Annotated in this window: 15 protein-coding genes; 9 read left to right on the top strand and 6 right to left on the bottom strand. The window is 64.0% G+C overall.

All coding sequences use genetic code 11. The annotated features are described in order from the left end of the window. Positions 1 to 4 precede the first annotated feature (4 nt). From VN047_RS16530 to VN047_RS16520, 3 genes are read left to right on the top strand one after another with little or no spacing between them, the layout of a single operon-like run. Positions 5 to 988, top strand: a complete 984-nt coding sequence (locus VN047_RS16530) for an agmatine deiminase family protein (protein WP_325544576.1) — start codon at positions 5 to 7, stop codon at positions 986 to 988. 58 nt (positions 989 to 1,046) lie between these two features. Beyond that, positions 1,047 to 1,898, top strand: coding sequence for an N-carbamoylputrescine amidase (aguB, locus tag VN047_RS16525; protein ID WP_325544574.1), 852 nt, complete (start codon positions 1,047 to 1,049; stop codon positions 1,896 to 1,898). 21 nt (positions 1,899 to 1,919) lie between these two features. Further along, on the top strand, positions 1,920 to 2,561 hold the full coding sequence (locus tag VN047_RS16520) for an FABP family protein (protein WP_325544572.1): 642 nt from the start codon (positions 1,920 to 1,922) through the stop codon (positions 2,559 to 2,561). A 3-nt stretch (positions 2,562 to 2,564) separates the two neighbouring features. Here VN047_RS16520 and VN047_RS16515 read toward each other — a convergent pair whose 3' ends face one another. Then, positions 2,565 to 3,185, bottom strand: a complete 621-nt coding sequence (locus tag VN047_RS16515) for a PilZ domain-containing protein (protein ID WP_325544571.1) — start codon at positions 3,183 to 3,185, stop codon at positions 2,565 to 2,567. A gap of 299 nt (positions 3,186 to 3,484) precedes the next feature. On the opposite strand from VN047_RS16515, the gene VN047_RS16510 reads away from it, so the two are divergent. After that, positions 3,485 to 4,447, top strand: coding sequence for a TraB/GumN family protein (locus VN047_RS16510; RefSeq protein WP_325544569.1), 963 nt, complete (start codon positions 3,485 to 3,487; stop codon positions 4,445 to 4,447). A 17-nt stretch (positions 4,448 to 4,464) separates the two neighbouring features. Here the strand turns inward: VN047_RS16510 and VN047_RS16505 are convergent, their stop codons facing one another. Both VN047_RS16505 and VN047_RS16500 read right to left on the bottom strand, forming a co-directional pair. Beyond that, on the bottom strand, positions 4,465 to 5,073 hold the full coding sequence (locus VN047_RS16505; protein ID WP_325544567.1) for an NAD(P)H-dependent oxidoreductase: 609 nt from the start codon (positions 5,071 to 5,073) through the stop codon (positions 4,465 to 4,467). An 11-nt stretch (positions 5,074 to 5,084) separates the two neighbouring features. Continuing rightward, positions 5,085 to 5,849, bottom strand: a complete 765-nt coding sequence (locus tag VN047_RS16500; protein WP_325544565.1) for a phytanoyl-CoA dioxygenase family protein — start codon at positions 5,847 to 5,849, stop codon at positions 5,085 to 5,087. A gap of 100 nt (positions 5,850 to 5,949) precedes the next feature. Between VN047_RS16500 and VN047_RS16495 the strand changes: the two genes are divergently transcribed. Continuing rightward, a complete protein-coding gene (locus VN047_RS16495; RefSeq protein ID WP_325544563.1) occupies positions 5,950 to 6,870 on the top strand; it encodes a LysR substrate-binding domain-containing protein in 921 nt (306 codons plus the stop codon). Between the two features lie 175 nt (positions 6,871 to 7,045). Here VN047_RS16495 and VN047_RS16490 read toward each other — a convergent pair whose 3' ends face one another. Then, entirely contained in the window at positions 7,046 to 7,480 is a 435-nt protein-coding gene (locus tag VN047_RS16490) for a hypothetical protein (RefSeq protein WP_325544561.1), read from the bottom strand. Positions 7,481 to 7,608: 128 nt separating this feature from the next. On the opposite strand from VN047_RS16490, the gene VN047_RS16485 reads away from it, so the two are divergent. The 4 genes from VN047_RS16485 to VN047_RS16470 all read left to right on the top strand — a co-directional run bounded on the left by VN047_RS16485 (position 7,609) and on the right by VN047_RS16470 (position 13,751). Beyond that, positions 7,609 to 7,953, top strand: a complete 345-nt coding sequence (locus VN047_RS16485; RefSeq protein WP_325544559.1) for a hypothetical protein — start codon at positions 7,609 to 7,611, stop codon at positions 7,951 to 7,953. A gap of 101 nt (positions 7,954 to 8,054) precedes the next feature. Next, positions 8,055 to 10,367, top strand: coding sequence for a TonB-dependent receptor (locus tag VN047_RS16480; protein WP_325544557.1), 2,313 nt, complete (start codon positions 8,055 to 8,057; stop codon positions 10,365 to 10,367). A 173-nt stretch (positions 10,368 to 10,540) separates the two neighbouring features. Further along, the gene (locus tag VN047_RS16475) at positions 10,541 to 12,550 is read left to right on the top strand and encodes an alpha-glucosidase (protein WP_325544555.1); all 2,010 of its coding nucleotides are present in this window, start codon (positions 10,541 to 10,543) and stop codon (positions 12,548 to 12,550) included. A 34-nt stretch (positions 12,551 to 12,584) separates the two neighbouring features. Next, the gene (locus VN047_RS16470) at positions 12,585 to 13,751 is read left to right on the top strand and encodes an iron-containing alcohol dehydrogenase (RefSeq protein WP_325544553.1); all 1,167 of its coding nucleotides are present in this window, start codon (positions 12,585 to 12,587) and stop codon (positions 13,749 to 13,751) included. Positions 13,752 to 13,948: 197 nt separating this feature from the next. Here the strand turns inward: VN047_RS16470 and VN047_RS16465 are convergent, their stop codons facing one another. Beyond that, on the bottom strand, positions 13,949 to 15,016 hold the full coding sequence (locus VN047_RS16465; RefSeq protein ID WP_325544551.1) for an LLM class flavin-dependent oxidoreductase: 1,068 nt from the start codon (positions 15,014 to 15,016) through the stop codon (positions 13,949 to 13,951). Beyond that, positions 15,013 to 15,915 carry an aldo/keto reductase gene (locus VN047_RS16460; RefSeq protein ID WP_325544610.1) on the bottom strand — a complete coding sequence of 301 codons (903 nt, stop codon included), beginning with the start codon at positions 15,913 to 15,915 and terminating at the stop codon, positions 15,013 to 15,015. Before VN047_RS16460 ends, VN047_RS16465 begins: the two co-directional genes overlap by 4 nt. Between the last annotated feature and the right edge of the window lie 37 nt (positions 15,916 to 15,952).

Here is a 15,952-nt window from a genome sequence, read left to right as displayed (position 1 = left end):
GCCCATGACGCTGAAAATGCCTGCCGAATGGGCGCCGCACGACGCCGTCTGGATCGGTTTCCCGCACCTTGACGAGGAATGGTCGGGTCAGATCGATGCCGGACGGCATGACATTGCCGCCTTCGCCAACGCCGTCCATGACGGCGGCCGCGGCGAAGAGGTGCGGCTGGTGGCCAATGACGAGCGGCAGGCAGAAATCGCCGCCGCGCTCGTGGACCCCGGCGTAAGAATCCTTGTCCAGCCGCTCGGCGATATATGGCTGCGCGACACCGGCCCGATCATCGCCGGGACGGGCGCAGCCCGCCGCGCACGCAATTTCGAGTTCAACTGGTGGGGCGAGAAATTCATCATGCCCGGCGATCAGGAAGTCGGCGCGGCGCTCGCCGCCGGATCGGGCCTGCCGGTCGACGATCAGGATTGGGTGCTTGAAGGCGGTGCGATCGACGTCGACGGCACCGGCCTCTGCGTCACCACCGAGGAATGCCTGCTCAATACGAACCGCAATCCGACGCTGACGCGTGAGGATATCGCCGTGCGGCTGCACCAGTCGCTCGGGATCGAACGGCTCTTGTGGCTCGGCGACGGGCTCATCGGCGATCATACAGACGGCCATGTCGACAATCTCGCTCGCTTCGTTGGCGAAGGGCGCCTCGCGCTGCCCGTCGCGGCGGGACCGGACGATCCCAATGCGCATATCTATGCCGACGCCCGCGCGCGCACCGCAACATTCGGCGGGGTCGAGATCGTCGACCTTCCATCGCCCGGCCGCGTCGAAGTGGGCGGCGAGATCGCGGCCGCGAGCTATATGAACTTCTACATCGGCAACAGCATCGTCGTCGTGCCGACCTATGGCGTTTCGAACGATCAGGCCGCCGTCGACACCCTCGCCGCGCTGTTCCCCGATCGCCGCGCGGTCGGCGTACCCGCGCAGGGGATCATCATCGGCGGCGGCAGCTTCCATTGCTCGAGCCAGCAGCTTCCGGCCTAGCATCGGGCGCGAAGGCCCTTATATTCCGGCTCGATTCTGAGCTCATCACGGACAAGCCATGACCCGCACCATTACCGTTGCCGCGTTGCAGCTTCCGCTGCCCGGCCCCGTTCAGCCGAACATCGACGCGGTCACCGCGCTCGTCGAGGAAGCTGCTGCCAAGGGCGCGCAGGTCATCCTGCCCCCCGAACTCTTCGAAGGCCCCTATTTCTGCCAGGTTGAGGATGAGGAACTCTTCGCATCCGCCCGTCCGACCACCGCGCATCCGAGCGTGGTGGCGATGCAGGCGCTCGCCGCAAAGCTGAAGGTCGCGATCCCGACCAGCTTCTTCGAAAAGGACGGTCCACATTATTACAACACGCTCGCAATGATCGGCGCCGATGGCGCGATAATGGGCACGTACCGCAAGAGCCATATCCCCGACGGTCCCGGGTATGAGGAAAAATATTATTTTCGCCCCGGCAACACGGGCTTCAGGGTCTGGGATGTCTTCGGCACCCGCATCGGCGTCGGGGTCTGCTGGGACCAATGGTATCCCGAATGCGCACGCGCGATGGCCCTGATGGGCGCCGAATTACTTTTCTATCCGACCGCGATCGGTAGCGAACCCTATGACGCCGACCTCGACACCAGCCGCATGTGGCGCCGCGCGATGCAGGGGCATAGCGTGTCAAACTGTGTGCCGGTGATCGCCGCGAACCGTATCGGTGCCGAGGGCGACGCCAATTTCTATGGCCACAGCTTCATCACCGACGAATGGGGCGACATGACGCAGGCTTTCGGTGCGGCCGAGACCGGCGTGCTGGTCGAGACGATCGACCTCGACCGCGCGGCCAAGCATCGCGCCGGCATGGGCTTCTTCCGCGACCGCCGGCCGCAACTTTACGGACGGCTGGTCGAAGACATCTGACATTTGCGCTGGGGGCAGACAATGGAATTACCCGATGATATCTTCACCGAGCCCGAGGACGTCGATCCCGAAACGCTCGCCAACCTTGGGCCGCTGCGCCGGCTCGCGGGTGTCTGGGAGGGACAACGCGGGGTAGACGTCAATCCCAAGGCCGACGGCCCCGAAACGCGCGAATATTATGAACGGATCGAGATGCAGCCGATCGATCCGCAAGCGAACGGACCGCAGCTTTTTTATGGCCTGCGCTATCATCTGCACGTCAACACGCGCGAAGAGGATATCGCCTTCCACGATCAGGTCGGCTACTGGCTCTATGAAGCGGCGACCGGCCTGATCATCCAGACGCTCGCTATACCGCGCGGGCAAATCGCCATTGCTTCGGGCCATGCCGACCCAGACGCCAGGCAACTCCTCCTCAGGGCCGAACGGGGTCAAACCGAATATGGCATCTGCTCGACCACTTTCCTCGACCTTGCCTTTCGCACCGACGCCTATCAGCTGACGGTGGATTTTCACGACGACGGGTCTTGGAGTTATGTCTCGGACACCACGCTCGTCGTCAAGGGCCGCGACGACCCCTTCCTCCATCGCGACCGCAACACGCTGGTGAAGATCGCCGAACCCGACCTCAATCCTTGGGCAAAGATCGCGCGCGGCGGCTGAGCCTCAGTTTTCGAAGCGGTGAATGCTTTCAAGGTCGGCGCGATCGAGCGGCTGGGTCAGCCACAATCCGCCGCGTCCGGCACGCGACCAGCGGACGATGGCTTTGCGCTTCACGCCGCCGGCCAGCACGAGTTCAAGTTCCTTGCCAACTTCCAGATGACCATCGTGGATGAAGCCGGCGCCGTTCTGCGACATATCGACCAGCTCGATCTGGCTCGTCCCATCGTCGGTTATCGCCTGCGCCAGCGTTCGCACAGGCAGGCGCGGCTGGCGATATCCGGTCGCACGTTGCTCGGCCGCAAGCTGCTTGAGCACGTCGGCGACGTCGACCTCCTTGTCGAACGCAACGCCGCAGCGTCCTGCTTCCGACCAGACGACCTCTCCGTGGATCACCACCGTGTCGGAAAGCGCGATCTCCAGCTTCTCGCCCACCATGATCGGGACGTCGGCCGCGAGCATCATGCCTCGGTCCGAAATATTGCGAACCCGCCAAAGTCCCGCGTCGCCGTTGCGCACGACCTTGGCAATGCGCCACACTGTGCGATAACGATCACCCTCGCGGCGGTCGCCGCCAGCAGCAGCTTCTTGCTCCTCTATCGGGTCTGAGAAGCGGCGTTGGTTCATGTCACATACCTCGTCGAAGCGGTGTCCGGCAGAAATCGCAAGCTTCTGTGAATGCTGCATAATACTCAAAACAGGTTCCGCTATAATGGCAGAATTATTCTTATTATTCAATCATATTGCGGATCATAGTTAACATGACCTCAACACGGAAGCCGAATTCGGCACCGGGGCGCCGCCCCGGGCATCGGCAATTTTTCGCAATTTGTACAATTTAACGGTGCCGCGGCGCCGGTATTAAGTGCCAATATGGAAGCATCCAACCAGACGAGCGCGTCAACCGCGCCAGGCGGAGCCATCGCATGAAAATCACGAGTATTCTCTCCTTGCTGCTCGCAAGCCTTGCGGCCTTGGCGCCGTCATCCTCCTGGGCGCAGGATGCCGCATCCTCGCCCGATGCAAACGAAGAGATCGTCGTTACGGCGCGCCGTTCGGGTGCCCCCATGTGGACGATCAAAACGCACGCGGGCATCATCGTCCTCGTCGGCGAGATCGCCGAAGTCCCCAAAGCGACGCCGTGGCGCCCCGAACGGTTGGAGGGGGCGACCGAACGCGCCCAGCGCATCATCCTCGGGACCAAGGCGAAAGTATCGCCCGGCGACATCTTCCGGCTCATCTTTCGCGGCGGCCGGCTCACCAAGCTGCCGAAAGGGCGCGCCGCGGCGGATTATCTCGATGCGCGCCAACTCGGCCGGTTGCGCGCGCTCGAAAAGCGTTTCGACCAGGATTATTCGCGACAGAATTTCCTGATGGCGGCGTTTGACCTGCTGTCGAAGCGTCTCGCGTTCGATCGCGACACTGCCGACGACGCGTCAGACGTCGTCCGCAAGGCCGCGCGACATACGAAAATACCTGCCCGCCCCGTCGGGGAAGTTCGCGGCGAGGACATGCTCGACAATCTTTTCGCGACCGCACCCGAGACGCATATCCCCTGCCTCGAAGCAGCGATGACCGCGACCGAGGCGGGATCCGGGGTCATCGCCGATCGCGGAGCGGCGTGGACTGAATTCAATGTACCGGCAGTGATGACCAACCCGCTTGAGGAAGCGCTCGGGCGTTGCTGGCCTTGGTCAAGCGACAGCTTCGGCGTTGAGCTCCGCCAGCAATGGATCAATGCCATCCGCGAAGCCACAACGCAAACCGGTGTCACGCTGGCGGTCGTCCCGCTCCGCGTACTCGCCGAAACGGGCGGTGTGCTCGACCAGCTCGAAAAGCAAGGGCTCGCGGTCAGCGGGCCATTGTGGCGAGAGGAAAAGGCTCGCTGAGCCAGAGGGCGACGGGCTCAGGCAGCCGAATTGCAGAGGCCGCTCGTTCGTCGCGCATCATATTGCGACGTCATCCGGGCAAACATCATGGTCTGGTCGCTCATGATGTCGAGTTGCTGTCCGATGCCCGGATCGAAGACAAGGCCGTCGGAATCGAATAGCGTCTGGCTGGAATTGGCAGTGACCGCCATCGGGGTCGGCCAGCCGCGCAGCGCATGGGTGATCGACCGTAACGTCGCGAGCGTGCTGCCCGCCGCTTGCCACCCACCGGCAACCGCGATCAGCCCCACCGCCCGGCCGTCGAAATAGGGTCGCGCGTCGGAGACGAGGTCCTGGGCATAGTCGAGCGCGTTCTTGACCACGCCCGACACCGTTCCGTGATAGGCTGGTGAGGCGACAATAATGCCGTCGGCCTCGCGCAGCGCGGTCATTAACGCCTGTGCCTTCGTGCAACGCTCGCTCCGGTGTGGGGCGTACATCGGAAGGTTGATCGCCTCGCCCGCGAAAAGCATTGTCTCCGCTCCTTGCGCCTCGCAGCGCATGAGCGCGTGACGGAGAAGGCGTTCGGCCGAACCACCGGCGGTGGCGTTGCCGCCGAGGGCAACGATGCGGGGGCGCGCGTTCATGGCCTGCTCCTCTAGTTGAAGGTCACCTGGCTGCCCCCGCGCAGGAAGGCGATCGCGTTGCGGCGGAGGTGGTTGGTGCCGGGGTTGAGGATCGGTTCGGGCGAATATTGCGCGAGATAGACGCGGCGCATGTTCGGGGTCGAGTTCGATCCGGTCGCGTGGAGCGCAAGACTGGAGAAAGCGACGACGCTGCCCGCCGGAACCTCAAGCGTCACGCCCTCGCCGTCGCCTGTATAGCCCACGAGGTCGTTGCTGCCCGGCTGGCGGGTGTGCGGGACGATGCCGTCGCGCGTTTCGGGGGCCTGCGAGAAAGGCAGGATGCGGACGGTGCCGTTGGCGACGGTGGTATCGTCGAGCGTGCACCAGCAGGTCAGATACGGCTTGTGATCAGCAGGGCCCCCGTTGCCGACGACATAGCCCGAATCCTGATGCCAGCTGAACGGCATGCCTTCGCTCGCGCCCTTCACGACATATTGGTCGTAGAAGAAATAAGCGTCGCCGCCGAGTGTCGCGCGGCAGATGTCTGCCATCGTCTCGCTGAACAACATGTTGCGGAGATCGGGCTGCCGGCGCTGGCATTCGCCGGCGAAATAGCGTTTGCCCTTGTGGCTGATGCCGTCGACCTCGACCCCGAGCGCGTCGAGGCGGGCGTCCTCGCGTTCTATGACGCGGCCGCATTCCGCGCGCAGCAGGTCGAGTAGCGGACCTTCGAGGATGCGTTCGAAGACCGCGTAGCCTTCGGTGGCGAATTGTTCGCGCTGGGCCGAGAAATCCATCTTCACTCTCCCGATGTTTGCCAAAGTGCCGCGTAGCGCAACATCATCCATCGCATCCAATCGAATTGCATCCGCCAATCATACGTCTATGCTATGACCGATGCGGATGAGACAGGTCGAGGCGTTTCGCGCCGTCATGATGAGCGGGGGCATTACTGCCGCCGCGTCGATGCTCAACATCAGCCAGCCGTCGGTGAGCCGGCTGATCGCCGACATGGAGCGCGCGGTCGGCTTTCGCCTGTTCGACCGGCGCGGCGCGCGCGTGCATCCGACAGCGCAGGCGCAGGCGCTGTATGAAGCGGTGCGGCGAAGCTATGCGGGGCTCGACCTGCTCGATCAGGCGGCGCGGCGCATTCGCGCGCATCCAGTGGGCACAGTTCGGATCGCGGCGCTCGCGGCGATCGCGATGGCGATCCTTCCTGCGGTGATCGCGCGCTTTCGCATCCTCTATCCCGACATCAAGATCATCGTCGAATCGCTTGGCCAGCGCGCGATCGAGGAGCGGGTATTTCTGGGACAGGCCGACCTGGGTGTCGGGGTCGATATGCAGGGGCGCGAAGGCATTCGCTCGACCCCCCTCGCGCGCGCCGAATATGTGTGCATACTGCCCGCCAACCACCCGCTCGCGACGCGCGCGCGGGTGGAGATATCCGATCTGGCGGGCGAGGAGTTCGTGGGCCCGATGCACGAGGCCGATGCGCTGTGGACCGGCATCGACACCGCGCTGGAAGATGCCGGCATCAGCGTGTCGCGGCGGTTGGAGACGCAGCATTCGCAGATATTATACGCGTTTGTCGAGGCCGGGCTGGGCGTGTCGATCGCCGAACCGTTCAGCGCGCCGCGCTTCCACCGGCTGGGGGTCGCGGTCCGCCGGATCACCCCGCCCGTCAACCTCGATTTCGCGTTGCTCGAGCCAGATATCGGGCCGACGCCCGAAATCGTCGCGTGGCTGAATGCCGATGTACAGCGGGAGACGGCGGCGTGTCTTGCGCATGTCAAACGGGTGGTCGCATCGAGATAGGCAGTCGATTCGACCCGCATAGGTCAGCCTTGGGGTGGGAAGCCGCCATTCGTCATCCCGGACTTGATCCGGGATCCACCGCGGCGCTGAAGTCATAGACCCCGGATCAAGTCCGGGGTGACGTTGAATGAATTGGCAGCCACCGGTCGAAAACAGACACCCCTACCATGGGAGCTCAGTCGGGGCTGCGAACCGGCGCGGAATAGCCCATCGCCAGCGCTGTCTCGCCGACGATATCCCAGATCGCAGCGACCTCGTCGCTGGTCAGATTCTCGCGCCAGCGGTCGATGCGAACCAGATGATCGGGCCGCGAATATCCCCGCGAGGTCTGCGCTTCTATGAAGTCCTTGTTGTTGCTGTTCTGCACCCGCCTCGACCATCGCGCCAGATGCGCGGCGTTGAGGCCGGGATCAATCCCCAGCTCGCCGCAAATCGCAGCCGAAAATTGCCCGGGATCAGCGATCATGTCCTCGAACCGGACAAGCGTCGCGCGCTGGTCGACCTGCGCATAACCCGCGCGATTGAGGAAGTCCCAGTGATGTGCGCATTGCGCGACCAGCGGCCGCGCCAGCCAGGCCTTCCAGTCGGGCGGTCGCGGATGATGCCCCATTGTTGCGCTATCCCGACCCGCAACGAGCAAACGGCGTCGAGCGGATTGCGCACGATCCAGAATAATCGCGCGTCCGGCACAGCCTCAAAAAAGCGATCGAGCGGAAAGGACAAGCCCGGCCTTGCCGGATGAACATCGCTTTCGCGCGGGACCTTGAACGCCTGCGGCACGCCATAATCGGCAGCCAGAACCACGTCGAACGATGGCTCGCTCCGATAAGCATACCCATCGAGGCCATCGAACAACTCGCCGAAAATCGATGTGCCGCTCCGGCCGCAACCCAGGATCATGACCGATGGAGCGCGCGTCATGCGTCGACGCTATCGCCGGTCTCCGCGATCGGCAATAGCCGCGCGGAGCGACGTGTGCGCATCTTCGACCTCACTCAAGCCATAGTATTTGGACATAACATACCGACATTTCTCGATTGGACTGATATGTTTTTGCCGCGCATCCCTACGCTGGTGGATTGACCATATTATCAATCAAATGAGTAGATATTAGGGGGCGTGCCCGGCCTCCTACTCGACGCATGAGCGGACGCAGATCCGCTGTGGCCTCTGGGGAGGATGAAATGAAGTTTTCGACGTATAAACTGACGCTGTTCCTGTCGTCGGCGCTTGGCGCCGCGGCTTTCGCGGCCCCTGCCCAAGCGCAGGAAACCGGAGCCGATGCACCTTTCGCTTCGACCGACATCGTCGTCACCGCGCAGAAGCGCGAGCAGAATTTGCAGGATGTGCCCGTTGCGATATCGGTCGTGTCGGGCGATCAGCTTGAACGCGGCAACGTCAATTCGGCCGAGCAATTGTTCCAGCGCGTTCCCACGCTGACCTTCCGCAAGGGCAACACCAACAAGGATTCGGCGCTGTCGATCCGCGGCGTCGGCACGATCAGTTTTTCGTCGGGGGTCGAACCATCGGTTTCGACCGTCATCGACGGCGTCGTCTATGCCCGTACTGGCCAGCAAACGTCCGACTTCCTCGACGTCGAGCGCATCGAAGTGCTGCGCGGACCGCAGGGCAGCCTGTTCGGCAAGAATGCGAGCGCAGGCGTGATCAACATCGTGTCGCGCGAGCCCGGCAACGAGCTGGGCGGGTATATCGATGCGTCATGGTACGAGGGCAATGAAGTTCGCATCCGGGGCAGCGTCGGCGGCCCGCTTGGCGAAGGCATCCGCGCCTCGCTCACCGGCTTCTGGTCGCAATATGACGGTAACGGCCGCAATGTGTTCAACAACCACAAGGTAAATGGTTACGAACATTGGGGTGTGCGCGGCAAATTGATCGCCGAGCCGGCCGACAACCTCAAGATCACGCTGATCGCCGATTATTCGAAGAACAGCGACAACGGCTTTGCCGACAGCATCGGCACCGTTTTTTCGTCGGCATTCAACGATGCGGTATTCGTGCCAAGCCTCGCGCCGCTGACACTCGACGGCAAGAACAAGGATATCGATAACGACCTAGATCCCTACACGAAGGACAAGAACAGCGGCGTATCGGGGCAGATCGACCTCGACCTCGGCGGGGTCACGCTGACCTCGATCACCGCGTACCGGCACTGGTATAATTTCCAGCAGCGCGACGGCGATTTCCGGTCCGATGCCCCGAAATATGTCAACACGGGCACCGCCGCGGGCGATGTCCTGTCGCACGATCGCGGCGACCTGAAATTCGACCAGTTCACGCAGGAATTGCGCATCGCATCGTCCAATCCGCAATTTTTCGAATATGTTGCGGGGCTTTATTATTATCACACGAAGGAAGTCGATTTCTTCAACCGCACGGTCACCGCCTGCACCGCGTCGACGTTGCCGACCGTCGGCGGGCTGACGCCGTGCGCACCGGGATCGTCGACCTACACGACGAACGAGGGCAATGCCGATTTCACGACGAAGTTGACGAGTTATTCGGCCTTCGGTCAGGGCACGCTCAATTTCACCGACGCGTTCCGCGGTATCCTTGGCCTGCGCTATACCGAGGACAAGGTCAGCTATGATTTCGCGCGCACCTCGACACAAACGACGGCGTTTTCGGGCGTGAACCCGGCTTTCGCTTCGGCGGGTTCGATCAAGGACAATGGCTGGTCGGGCAACGCCGGTCTGCAGTACGACGTGACCGACGATATCATTGCCTACACCACCTATACGCGTGGCTACAAAGGCCCGGCGCTCAACGTCTTTTTCAACATGCTGGCGCGCGATACCGGCCGCATCGATCCCGAAAAGTCGGACGCCTATGAAGTCGGGCTGAAGACGCGGCTGTTCGACCGCCGCCTGACGCTCAACATCGCGGGTTTCTACGCCAAATATGACAATTATCAGGCGAACTTCCTCGACCTCGTCGCAGGGCAGGTCGTCACGCGACTGACGAACGCGGGCACGGTGTCGACGCGCGGGATCGAAATGGACTTCAATGCCGCGATCACCGACGATTTGTCGCTGTCGGGCGGCTTCAACTATACCGACGCGCACATCAACCAGTTCATCTGCCCGGCGGGCGCCGCAGTGACCTGTGCCGATGCGATCAACGGCAAGCCCCTGCCCTTTGCGCCGAAATACAAGGGCACGGTGACGATGGACTGGCGCCTGCCGCTGAATATCGACGGATTCAACGTCGATCTGAACAGCTCGCTCGTCTATCAGAGCCGGACCCGGTTCGACATCAACCAGAATCCCGATGCGTTCCAGAACGCCTATGCGATCTGGGACGCCGGGGTTCGCGTGAGCACCGACAATGACAAATACAGCCTGTCGTTCATCGTCAAGAATCTGACCGACAAGCATTTCGTGACCCAGCGCATCCCGAACGGCACGAGCTTCATGCGCCAGATCACGCCGCGCGACGCCGAGCGTTATTTCGGGGTGACCGGGCGGGTGAATTTCTGACGGTAAATCCTCCTTGCCGCGTAGCGGTGGAGAGGTGGCAGCGGCGAAGCCGCTGACGGAGGGGCGATCAGCGCGACGTCGCCGCCCCTCCACCATTCGCTTCGCGAACGGTCCCGCTCCCCATGGCTTCGGCACGGGGAGGATATTAGAAGAAGCTCGAAAGGATCCTCCCCATGGCGCTCGATGCGCTCGATACCGGCTTTGCGCTCCGCTTCGGCGGACAGACGATCCTGATGCACGGCGCGGGGGCGCCCTGTTTCTTTGTCGGGCGCGGAGTGCCGCACGTCCATTCGAAGCTCGGCCATTTCGACGTGAGCCAAGAGGTGATCGAGCGGGTCGCGCTGGGGCATGTCGAGGTTGCGGACAATGTTGTGCGTTTTGCCGCGGCGGCGGGGTCGCCGTGGGTGCTCGAGGCGACGGTTTCGGGGGACGACAACGACGCGGTGATCGCGCTGAAGGCGCTCGACCCGGCGCTCAACCGGCTGTGGCTGCGCGTGCCCGCCGAAGCCGGCGAACATGTGTGGGGCGGCGGCGAGCAATTCTCCTGGTTCGATTTGCGCGGGCGGCATTTCCCGCTGTGGTCGAGCGAGCCGGGCGTCGGGCGCGATCCTTCGTCGGAGCTGTTCCGGCAGGTCGAGGCGCATCGCAAGGGCGGCGGCGGCAGCTATGCCCACACCAATTATCCGCAGCCGACCTTCGTCAGCTCGCGGCGCTATGCGTTGCATGTCGACAGCTTTGCCTATGCGGCGTTCGATTTCCGGGCGGAGGACTATCACGAAATCGAGGTGTGGGAGATTCCCGCAAGGATCGAATTGTGGGCGCGGCCGCGCTTCGCCGGGCTGGTGTCGGCGCTGTCAGAGCGCTTCGGGCGTCAGCCGCCGTTGCCCGAATGGCTGCTCAAAGGCGCGGTCATCGGGCTGAAGGACGGCGACAACAGCTTTGCGCGCCTCAAGACCTATGAGGACGCCGGGGTCGCGGTGTCGGGGCTGTGGTGCGAGGACTGGGTGGGGCTGCGCATCACCAGCTTCGGCAACCGGCTGTTCTGGGACTGGCAGTGGAACGCCGAACGTTACCCCGAACTGCCGGCGCGGATTGCCGCGCTGCGCGATCGCGGAATCCGGTTTCTGGGCTATGTGAACCCCTATCTGGCGGTCGACGGCCCGCTCTATGCCGAAGCGGCGGCGCAGGGCTTCATGGTCATGCACCCCGACAAGGACGAGCCCTATGTCATTGACTTCGGCGAGTTCGATTGCGGGCATGTCGATTTCACCAACCCCGCTGCCGCGGCATGGTTCGCCGAGACGATCATCGGCGAGAAGATGATCGATTTCGGGCTGTCGGGCTGGATGGCCGACTTCGGCGAATATCTGCCGGTCGACGTGCGGCTCGCGAATGGCGAGAGCGGGATGACCGCGCATAATCGCTGGCCGGCGCTGTGGAGCGAAGTCAATGCAAAGGGCATCGCCGGGCGCGGACAGACGGGCGAGATGATGGTGTTCATGCGGTCGGGCGCCACCGGCGTGCAGGGGCATTGCCCGATGCTGTGGGCGGGCGACCAGGCGGTCGATTTCAGCCGCCACGACGGGATCGGCACGGTGATCTGCGCCGCGCTGTCGGCCGGAATGCTGGGCAACGCGCATCATCACAGCGACTGCGGCGGCTACACCAGCCTGTTCGACACCACGCGCGATGCCGAACTCGCGATGCGCTGGGCCGAGATGTCGGCGTTTACTGCGATGATCCGCACGCACGAAGGCAACCGGCCGCGGCAGAATGTACAATTTGACGACGATCCGGAGTTGCTCGCGCATTTTGCGAAGATGACGCGGGTCTATGCGCATCTGGCGCCATATTTGCGGCGCTTGTCGAAGGAGGCATCGGAGACGGGGTTGCCGGTGCAGCGGCCGCTGTTCCTGCATTTCGAAGAGGATCCGGCAACCTATGCGATCCAGACGAGCTATCTGCTCGGACCCGAACTGCTCGTCGCGCCGGTGATTGCGGCCGGGAAGCATGAGTGGACGACCTATCTGCCTGCCGGGGCGGAATGGGTGCATGTGTGGTCGGGCAAGACTTGCCGGGGCGGTCGCGATGCGACCGTCGCGGCGCCGTTCGGGCAGCCGCCGGTGTTTTATCGCGCGGGGTCGGCGGACAGCGCGCTGTTCGACGGGATTGTCGCGGCCTGAATCCCGTCTTAGGATGCGGCGAGGAGATGGTCCGTTGAGTATCGCCAGCATTGCCCTGCCCCGCATCTTTCGTGTCGGCGGCGGGGCTTCGAAGCAATTGCCCGAGGTGCTGGCAGCGCTGGGGCTGTCGCGACCGCTGATCGTCACCGATGGCTGGCTGGTGAGCAGCGGGCGCGTCGCCGAACTGGCCGATGGTCTGACGGCGGCGGGAATTGCCTCGCGCGTCTTCGCCGAGACGGTGCCCGACCCGACGGTGGCGTCGGTCGATGCGGGGGTCGCGTTTCTGCTCGAGGGCGATCATGACTGCGTCATCGGCTTCGGCGGCGGCAGCCCGCTCGACAGCGCGAAAGCGATTGCCTTGCTCGGGATGCACGGCGGCGCGATGGCCGATTACAAGGCGCCGCATGTGCAGGACGCGCCGGGGCTGCCGGTGATCGCGATTCCGACGACCGCGGGTACGGGGTCGGAGGCGACGCGCTTCACGATCATCACCGACGAGGCGACCGACGAGAAGATGCTGTGCCCCGGGCTGGCGTATCTGCCCGTCGCGGCGCTCGTCGATTATGAGCTGACCTTCACCAAGCCGGTGCGGCTGACGGCCGATACCGGCATCGATTCCTTGACACACGCGATCGAGGCCTATGTGTCGAAGCGCGCGAACCCGTTCAGCGACGGCATGGCGCTGCTCGCGATGCGCGCGATCGCGCCGAACCTGCGCCGCGTGTGCAGCGATCCGATGGACGCCCCCGCGCGCGAGGCGATGATGCTGGGCGCGACGCAGGCGGGGATCGCCTTTTCGAACAGTTCGGTCGCGCTGGTGCACGGGATGAGCCGGCCGATCGGCGCGCATTTCCATGTGCCGCACGGGCTGTCGAACGCGATGCTGCTGCCTGCGGTGACGGCATGGTCGGCGCCGGCGGCGCTACACCGCTATGCCGACTGCGCGCGGGCGATGGGGGTGGCGGACGAAGCCGAGGGTGATCAGTCGGCGGTGGCGCGGTTGCTGGACGAACTTGCGGCGCTCAACCGCGAGCTCGAGGTGCCGGGACCGGCGGCGTGGGGCATCGACGCAGAGCGCTGGGACGCGCTGGTCCCGACGATGTGCGCGCAGGCGGCGGCGTCGGGATCGCCCGCGAACAATCCGCGGGTGCCCGATACGGAGGAGATGGCGATGCTTTATGCGCAGGTCTGGGCGGGATAAGATCTTTTGTTCATCGACAGGCAAGGCGAACGCTGCTTAAGCGCGCTCGCCCCGCCTCCTTCTCTCCTACGTCTCAAACGTGGAGGCGGGGTATCCTCCCGCACACTGTCGTCATCCCGGACTTGATCCGGGATCCATGACCGCGAAGACAGCCTTTGCCTTCATGGACCCCGGATCGAGTCCGGGGTGACGAGTTCCTAGAGCTCCAGCGGGCCGTGCTTCATCTTGGGCAGCACGTGGCGCGCGAAGAGATCGGCTTCGGCGGCGTGGGGGTAGCCCGAGAGGATGAAGGCTTCGATTCCCATGTCCTGATAGCGGTTCAGCTTCGCCAGCACCTGGTCGGGATCGCCAACGATCGCGGCGCCGCAGCCCGAGCGGGCGCGGCCGACGCCGGTCCAGAGATTGTCCTCGACATAGCCATCGTCGGATGCAGCTTCGCGGAGCGCGACCTGTGCGTTGACGCCGAACGACTGCGAATCGAGCGACTTGGCCTTGATCTCGGCGCCCTTGGCGGCGTCGAGTTTCGAGAGCAGGCGGTCGGCGGCGGTGCGCGCTTCGCTTTCGGTGTCGCGCACGATCATATGCGCGCGGTAACCGAACTTGAGCGTACGGCCGTAAGCGGCGGCGCGTTTGGTCATGTCGGCGATGATCTCCTTCACCACCTCTTCGCGGTCGGGCCACATCAGGAAAACGTCGCAGCCCTTCGCGGCGGCGTCGCGCGCGGCGGGTGACAAGCCCCCGAAATAGAGCGGCGGCGCCTTGCCCGACACGGTGCCGACGCGCGCGGGTTCGAGCTTCAGCTTCCAGAACTCGCCGTCATGGTCGAGCGCCTCGCCGTTCAGCAGGGTCTTGAGGATATGCATCGCCTCGACCGTGCGGCGGTAGCGCGGTTCGGAGTCCATCGTCTCGCCCGGCATGTCGGAGGAGATGATGTTGACCGTCAGGCGGCCGCCGAGAATCTGGTCGATCGTCGCGATCTGGCGCGCGAGTTGCGGCGGCCAGCTTTCGCCGATGCGTACCGCCATCAAGAGGCGGATATTCTTGACCATCGTTGCGATCGCGGCGGCGAAGGCGGTGGTGTCGATGCCGAGTGCATAGCCCGAGGGGAGCAGGATGTTGTCGAAGCCTTGGGCATCCGCCTGCATCACGATGTCGCGGCAATGCTCCCAGCTCGATTTGAGCATCGGGTCGGGAACGCCGAGGAATTCATAGTCGTCGTCGCAGAGCGCCGAAAACCAGCTGACTTCGCACGAGCGGTCGGTCATGGCAGTGTCTCCCCCATCGATGCCTGCAGCACCGCATACCATTCGGCGCGCGTCCAGCGCGGGGCGAAGGCCTGCGGAATTTCACGGATGCGCCCGACATTTTGCGTGCCGACGATCGGGATCGGGCGCGCGGGATGCGCCATCACCCAGCTCCAGGTCGCGGCGGCGCGCGAGACGCCATATTCGGCGGCCTTTGCGTCAAGCAATCCGGCGACTGCCTGGCTGCGCTCGTCGGCCGGATCGCCCAGCCGGCCGCCGCCGAGCGGCGACCAAGCGAGGAAGCTCATGCCTTCGGCCATCGACTGGTCGAAGATGCCGTCGAAGAGCGGATTCAAGTGGAGGGGCGAAAATTCGCTCTGGTGGCTGACCACCGGAACGGGGAGGAATTTGGCGAGCGCCGCGGTTTGCGACGGCGTGAAGTTCGAAACGCCGATCGCGCCGACCTTGCCGGCGCGGTGCACTTCTTCGAGGGCGCGCGCGATTTCCTGCGGGTGAGTGAGCAGGTCGGGACGGTGGATCTGCCACAGCTCGACATGATCGGTGCGCAGGCGCTTCAGCGAAATGTCGATCGCCGAGGTGAGATAGGGCGCGCTGCTGTCATAGGGCACGCCCAGGATGATGCCGCCCTTGGTTGCCAACACCATCTTGTCGCGAAGGCCCGGCGCTTCGGCGAAGACGTCACCGAGCAAGGCCTCGGCCGAGCCGAAGCCGCCCGGCGTGTCGCAGCCGTAGATATCGGCGGTGTCGAAGAGGGTGACGCCGGCCTCGAGGGCAGCGTCGATGCGCGCGCGGGCGGCCGCCACGTCGACGCCGGCGAAGCGCCACATGCCCCAGGCTATGGGCGAGACCTCATGACCGGCGAGGGTTGCATTGGCGGGCGCGGGAAGAAAATCTGACATCGCTGTCATATACTCCATAAGTCGGGACGAGGGAAGC

Source organism: Sphingopyxis sp. (assembly GCF_035565275.1).
In the GTDB taxonomy this organism is placed as follows: domain Bacteria; phylum Pseudomonadota; class Alphaproteobacteria; order Sphingomonadales; family Sphingomonadaceae; genus Sphingopyxis.
This window is presented reverse-complemented; position numbering and strand designations above follow the sequence as displayed.

Bases quoted from the DNA above. Each gene is read 5' to 3' on its own strand.
- VN047_RS16530 (WP_325544576.1), top strand. From the start codon at position 5: ATGACGCTGAAAATGCCTGCCGAATGGGCGCCGCACGACGCCGTCTGG.
- aguB (WP_325544574.1), top strand. From the start codon at position 1,047: ATGACCCGCACCATTACCGTTGCCGCGTTGCAGCTTCCGCTGCCCGGC.
- VN047_RS16520 (WP_325544572.1), top strand. From the start codon at position 1,920: ATGGAATTACCCGATGATATCTTCACCGAGCCCGAGGACGTCGATCCC.
- VN047_RS16515 (WP_325544571.1), bottom strand. From the start codon at position 3,185: ATGAACCAACGCCGCTTCTCAGACCCGATAGAGGAGCAAGAAGCTGCT.
- VN047_RS16510 (WP_325544569.1), top strand. From the start codon at position 3,485: ATGAAAATCACGAGTATTCTCTCCTTGCTGCTCGCAAGCCTTGCGGCC.
- VN047_RS16505 (WP_325544567.1), bottom strand. From the start codon at position 5,073: ATGAACGCGCGCCCCCGCATCGTTGCCCTCGGCGGCAACGCCACCGCC.
- VN047_RS16500 (WP_325544565.1), bottom strand. From the start codon at position 5,849: ATGGATTTCTCGGCCCAGCGCGAACAATTCGCCACCGAAGGCTACGCG.
- VN047_RS16495 (WP_325544563.1), top strand. From the start codon at position 5,950: ATGCGGATGAGACAGGTCGAGGCGTTTCGCGCCGTCATGATGAGCGGG.
- VN047_RS16490 (WP_325544561.1), bottom strand. From the start codon at position 7,480: ATGGGGCATCATCCGCGACCGCCCGACTGGAAGGCCTGGCTGGCGCGG.
- VN047_RS16485 (WP_325544559.1), top strand. From the start codon at position 7,609: ATGAACATCGCTTTCGCGCGGGACCTTGAACGCCTGCGGCACGCCATA.
- VN047_RS16480 (WP_325544557.1), top strand. From the start codon at position 8,055: ATGAAGTTTTCGACGTATAAACTGACGCTGTTCCTGTCGTCGGCGCTT.
- VN047_RS16475 (WP_325544555.1), top strand. From the start codon at position 10,541: ATGGCGCTCGATGCGCTCGATACCGGCTTTGCGCTCCGCTTCGGCGGA.
- VN047_RS16465 (WP_325544551.1), bottom strand. From the start codon at position 15,016: ATGACCGACCGCTCGTGCGAAGTCAGCTGGTTTTCGGCGCTCTGCGAC.
- VN047_RS16460 (WP_325544610.1), bottom strand. From the start codon at position 15,915: ATGTCAGATTTTCTTCCCGCGCCCGCCAATGCAACCCTCGCCGGTCAT.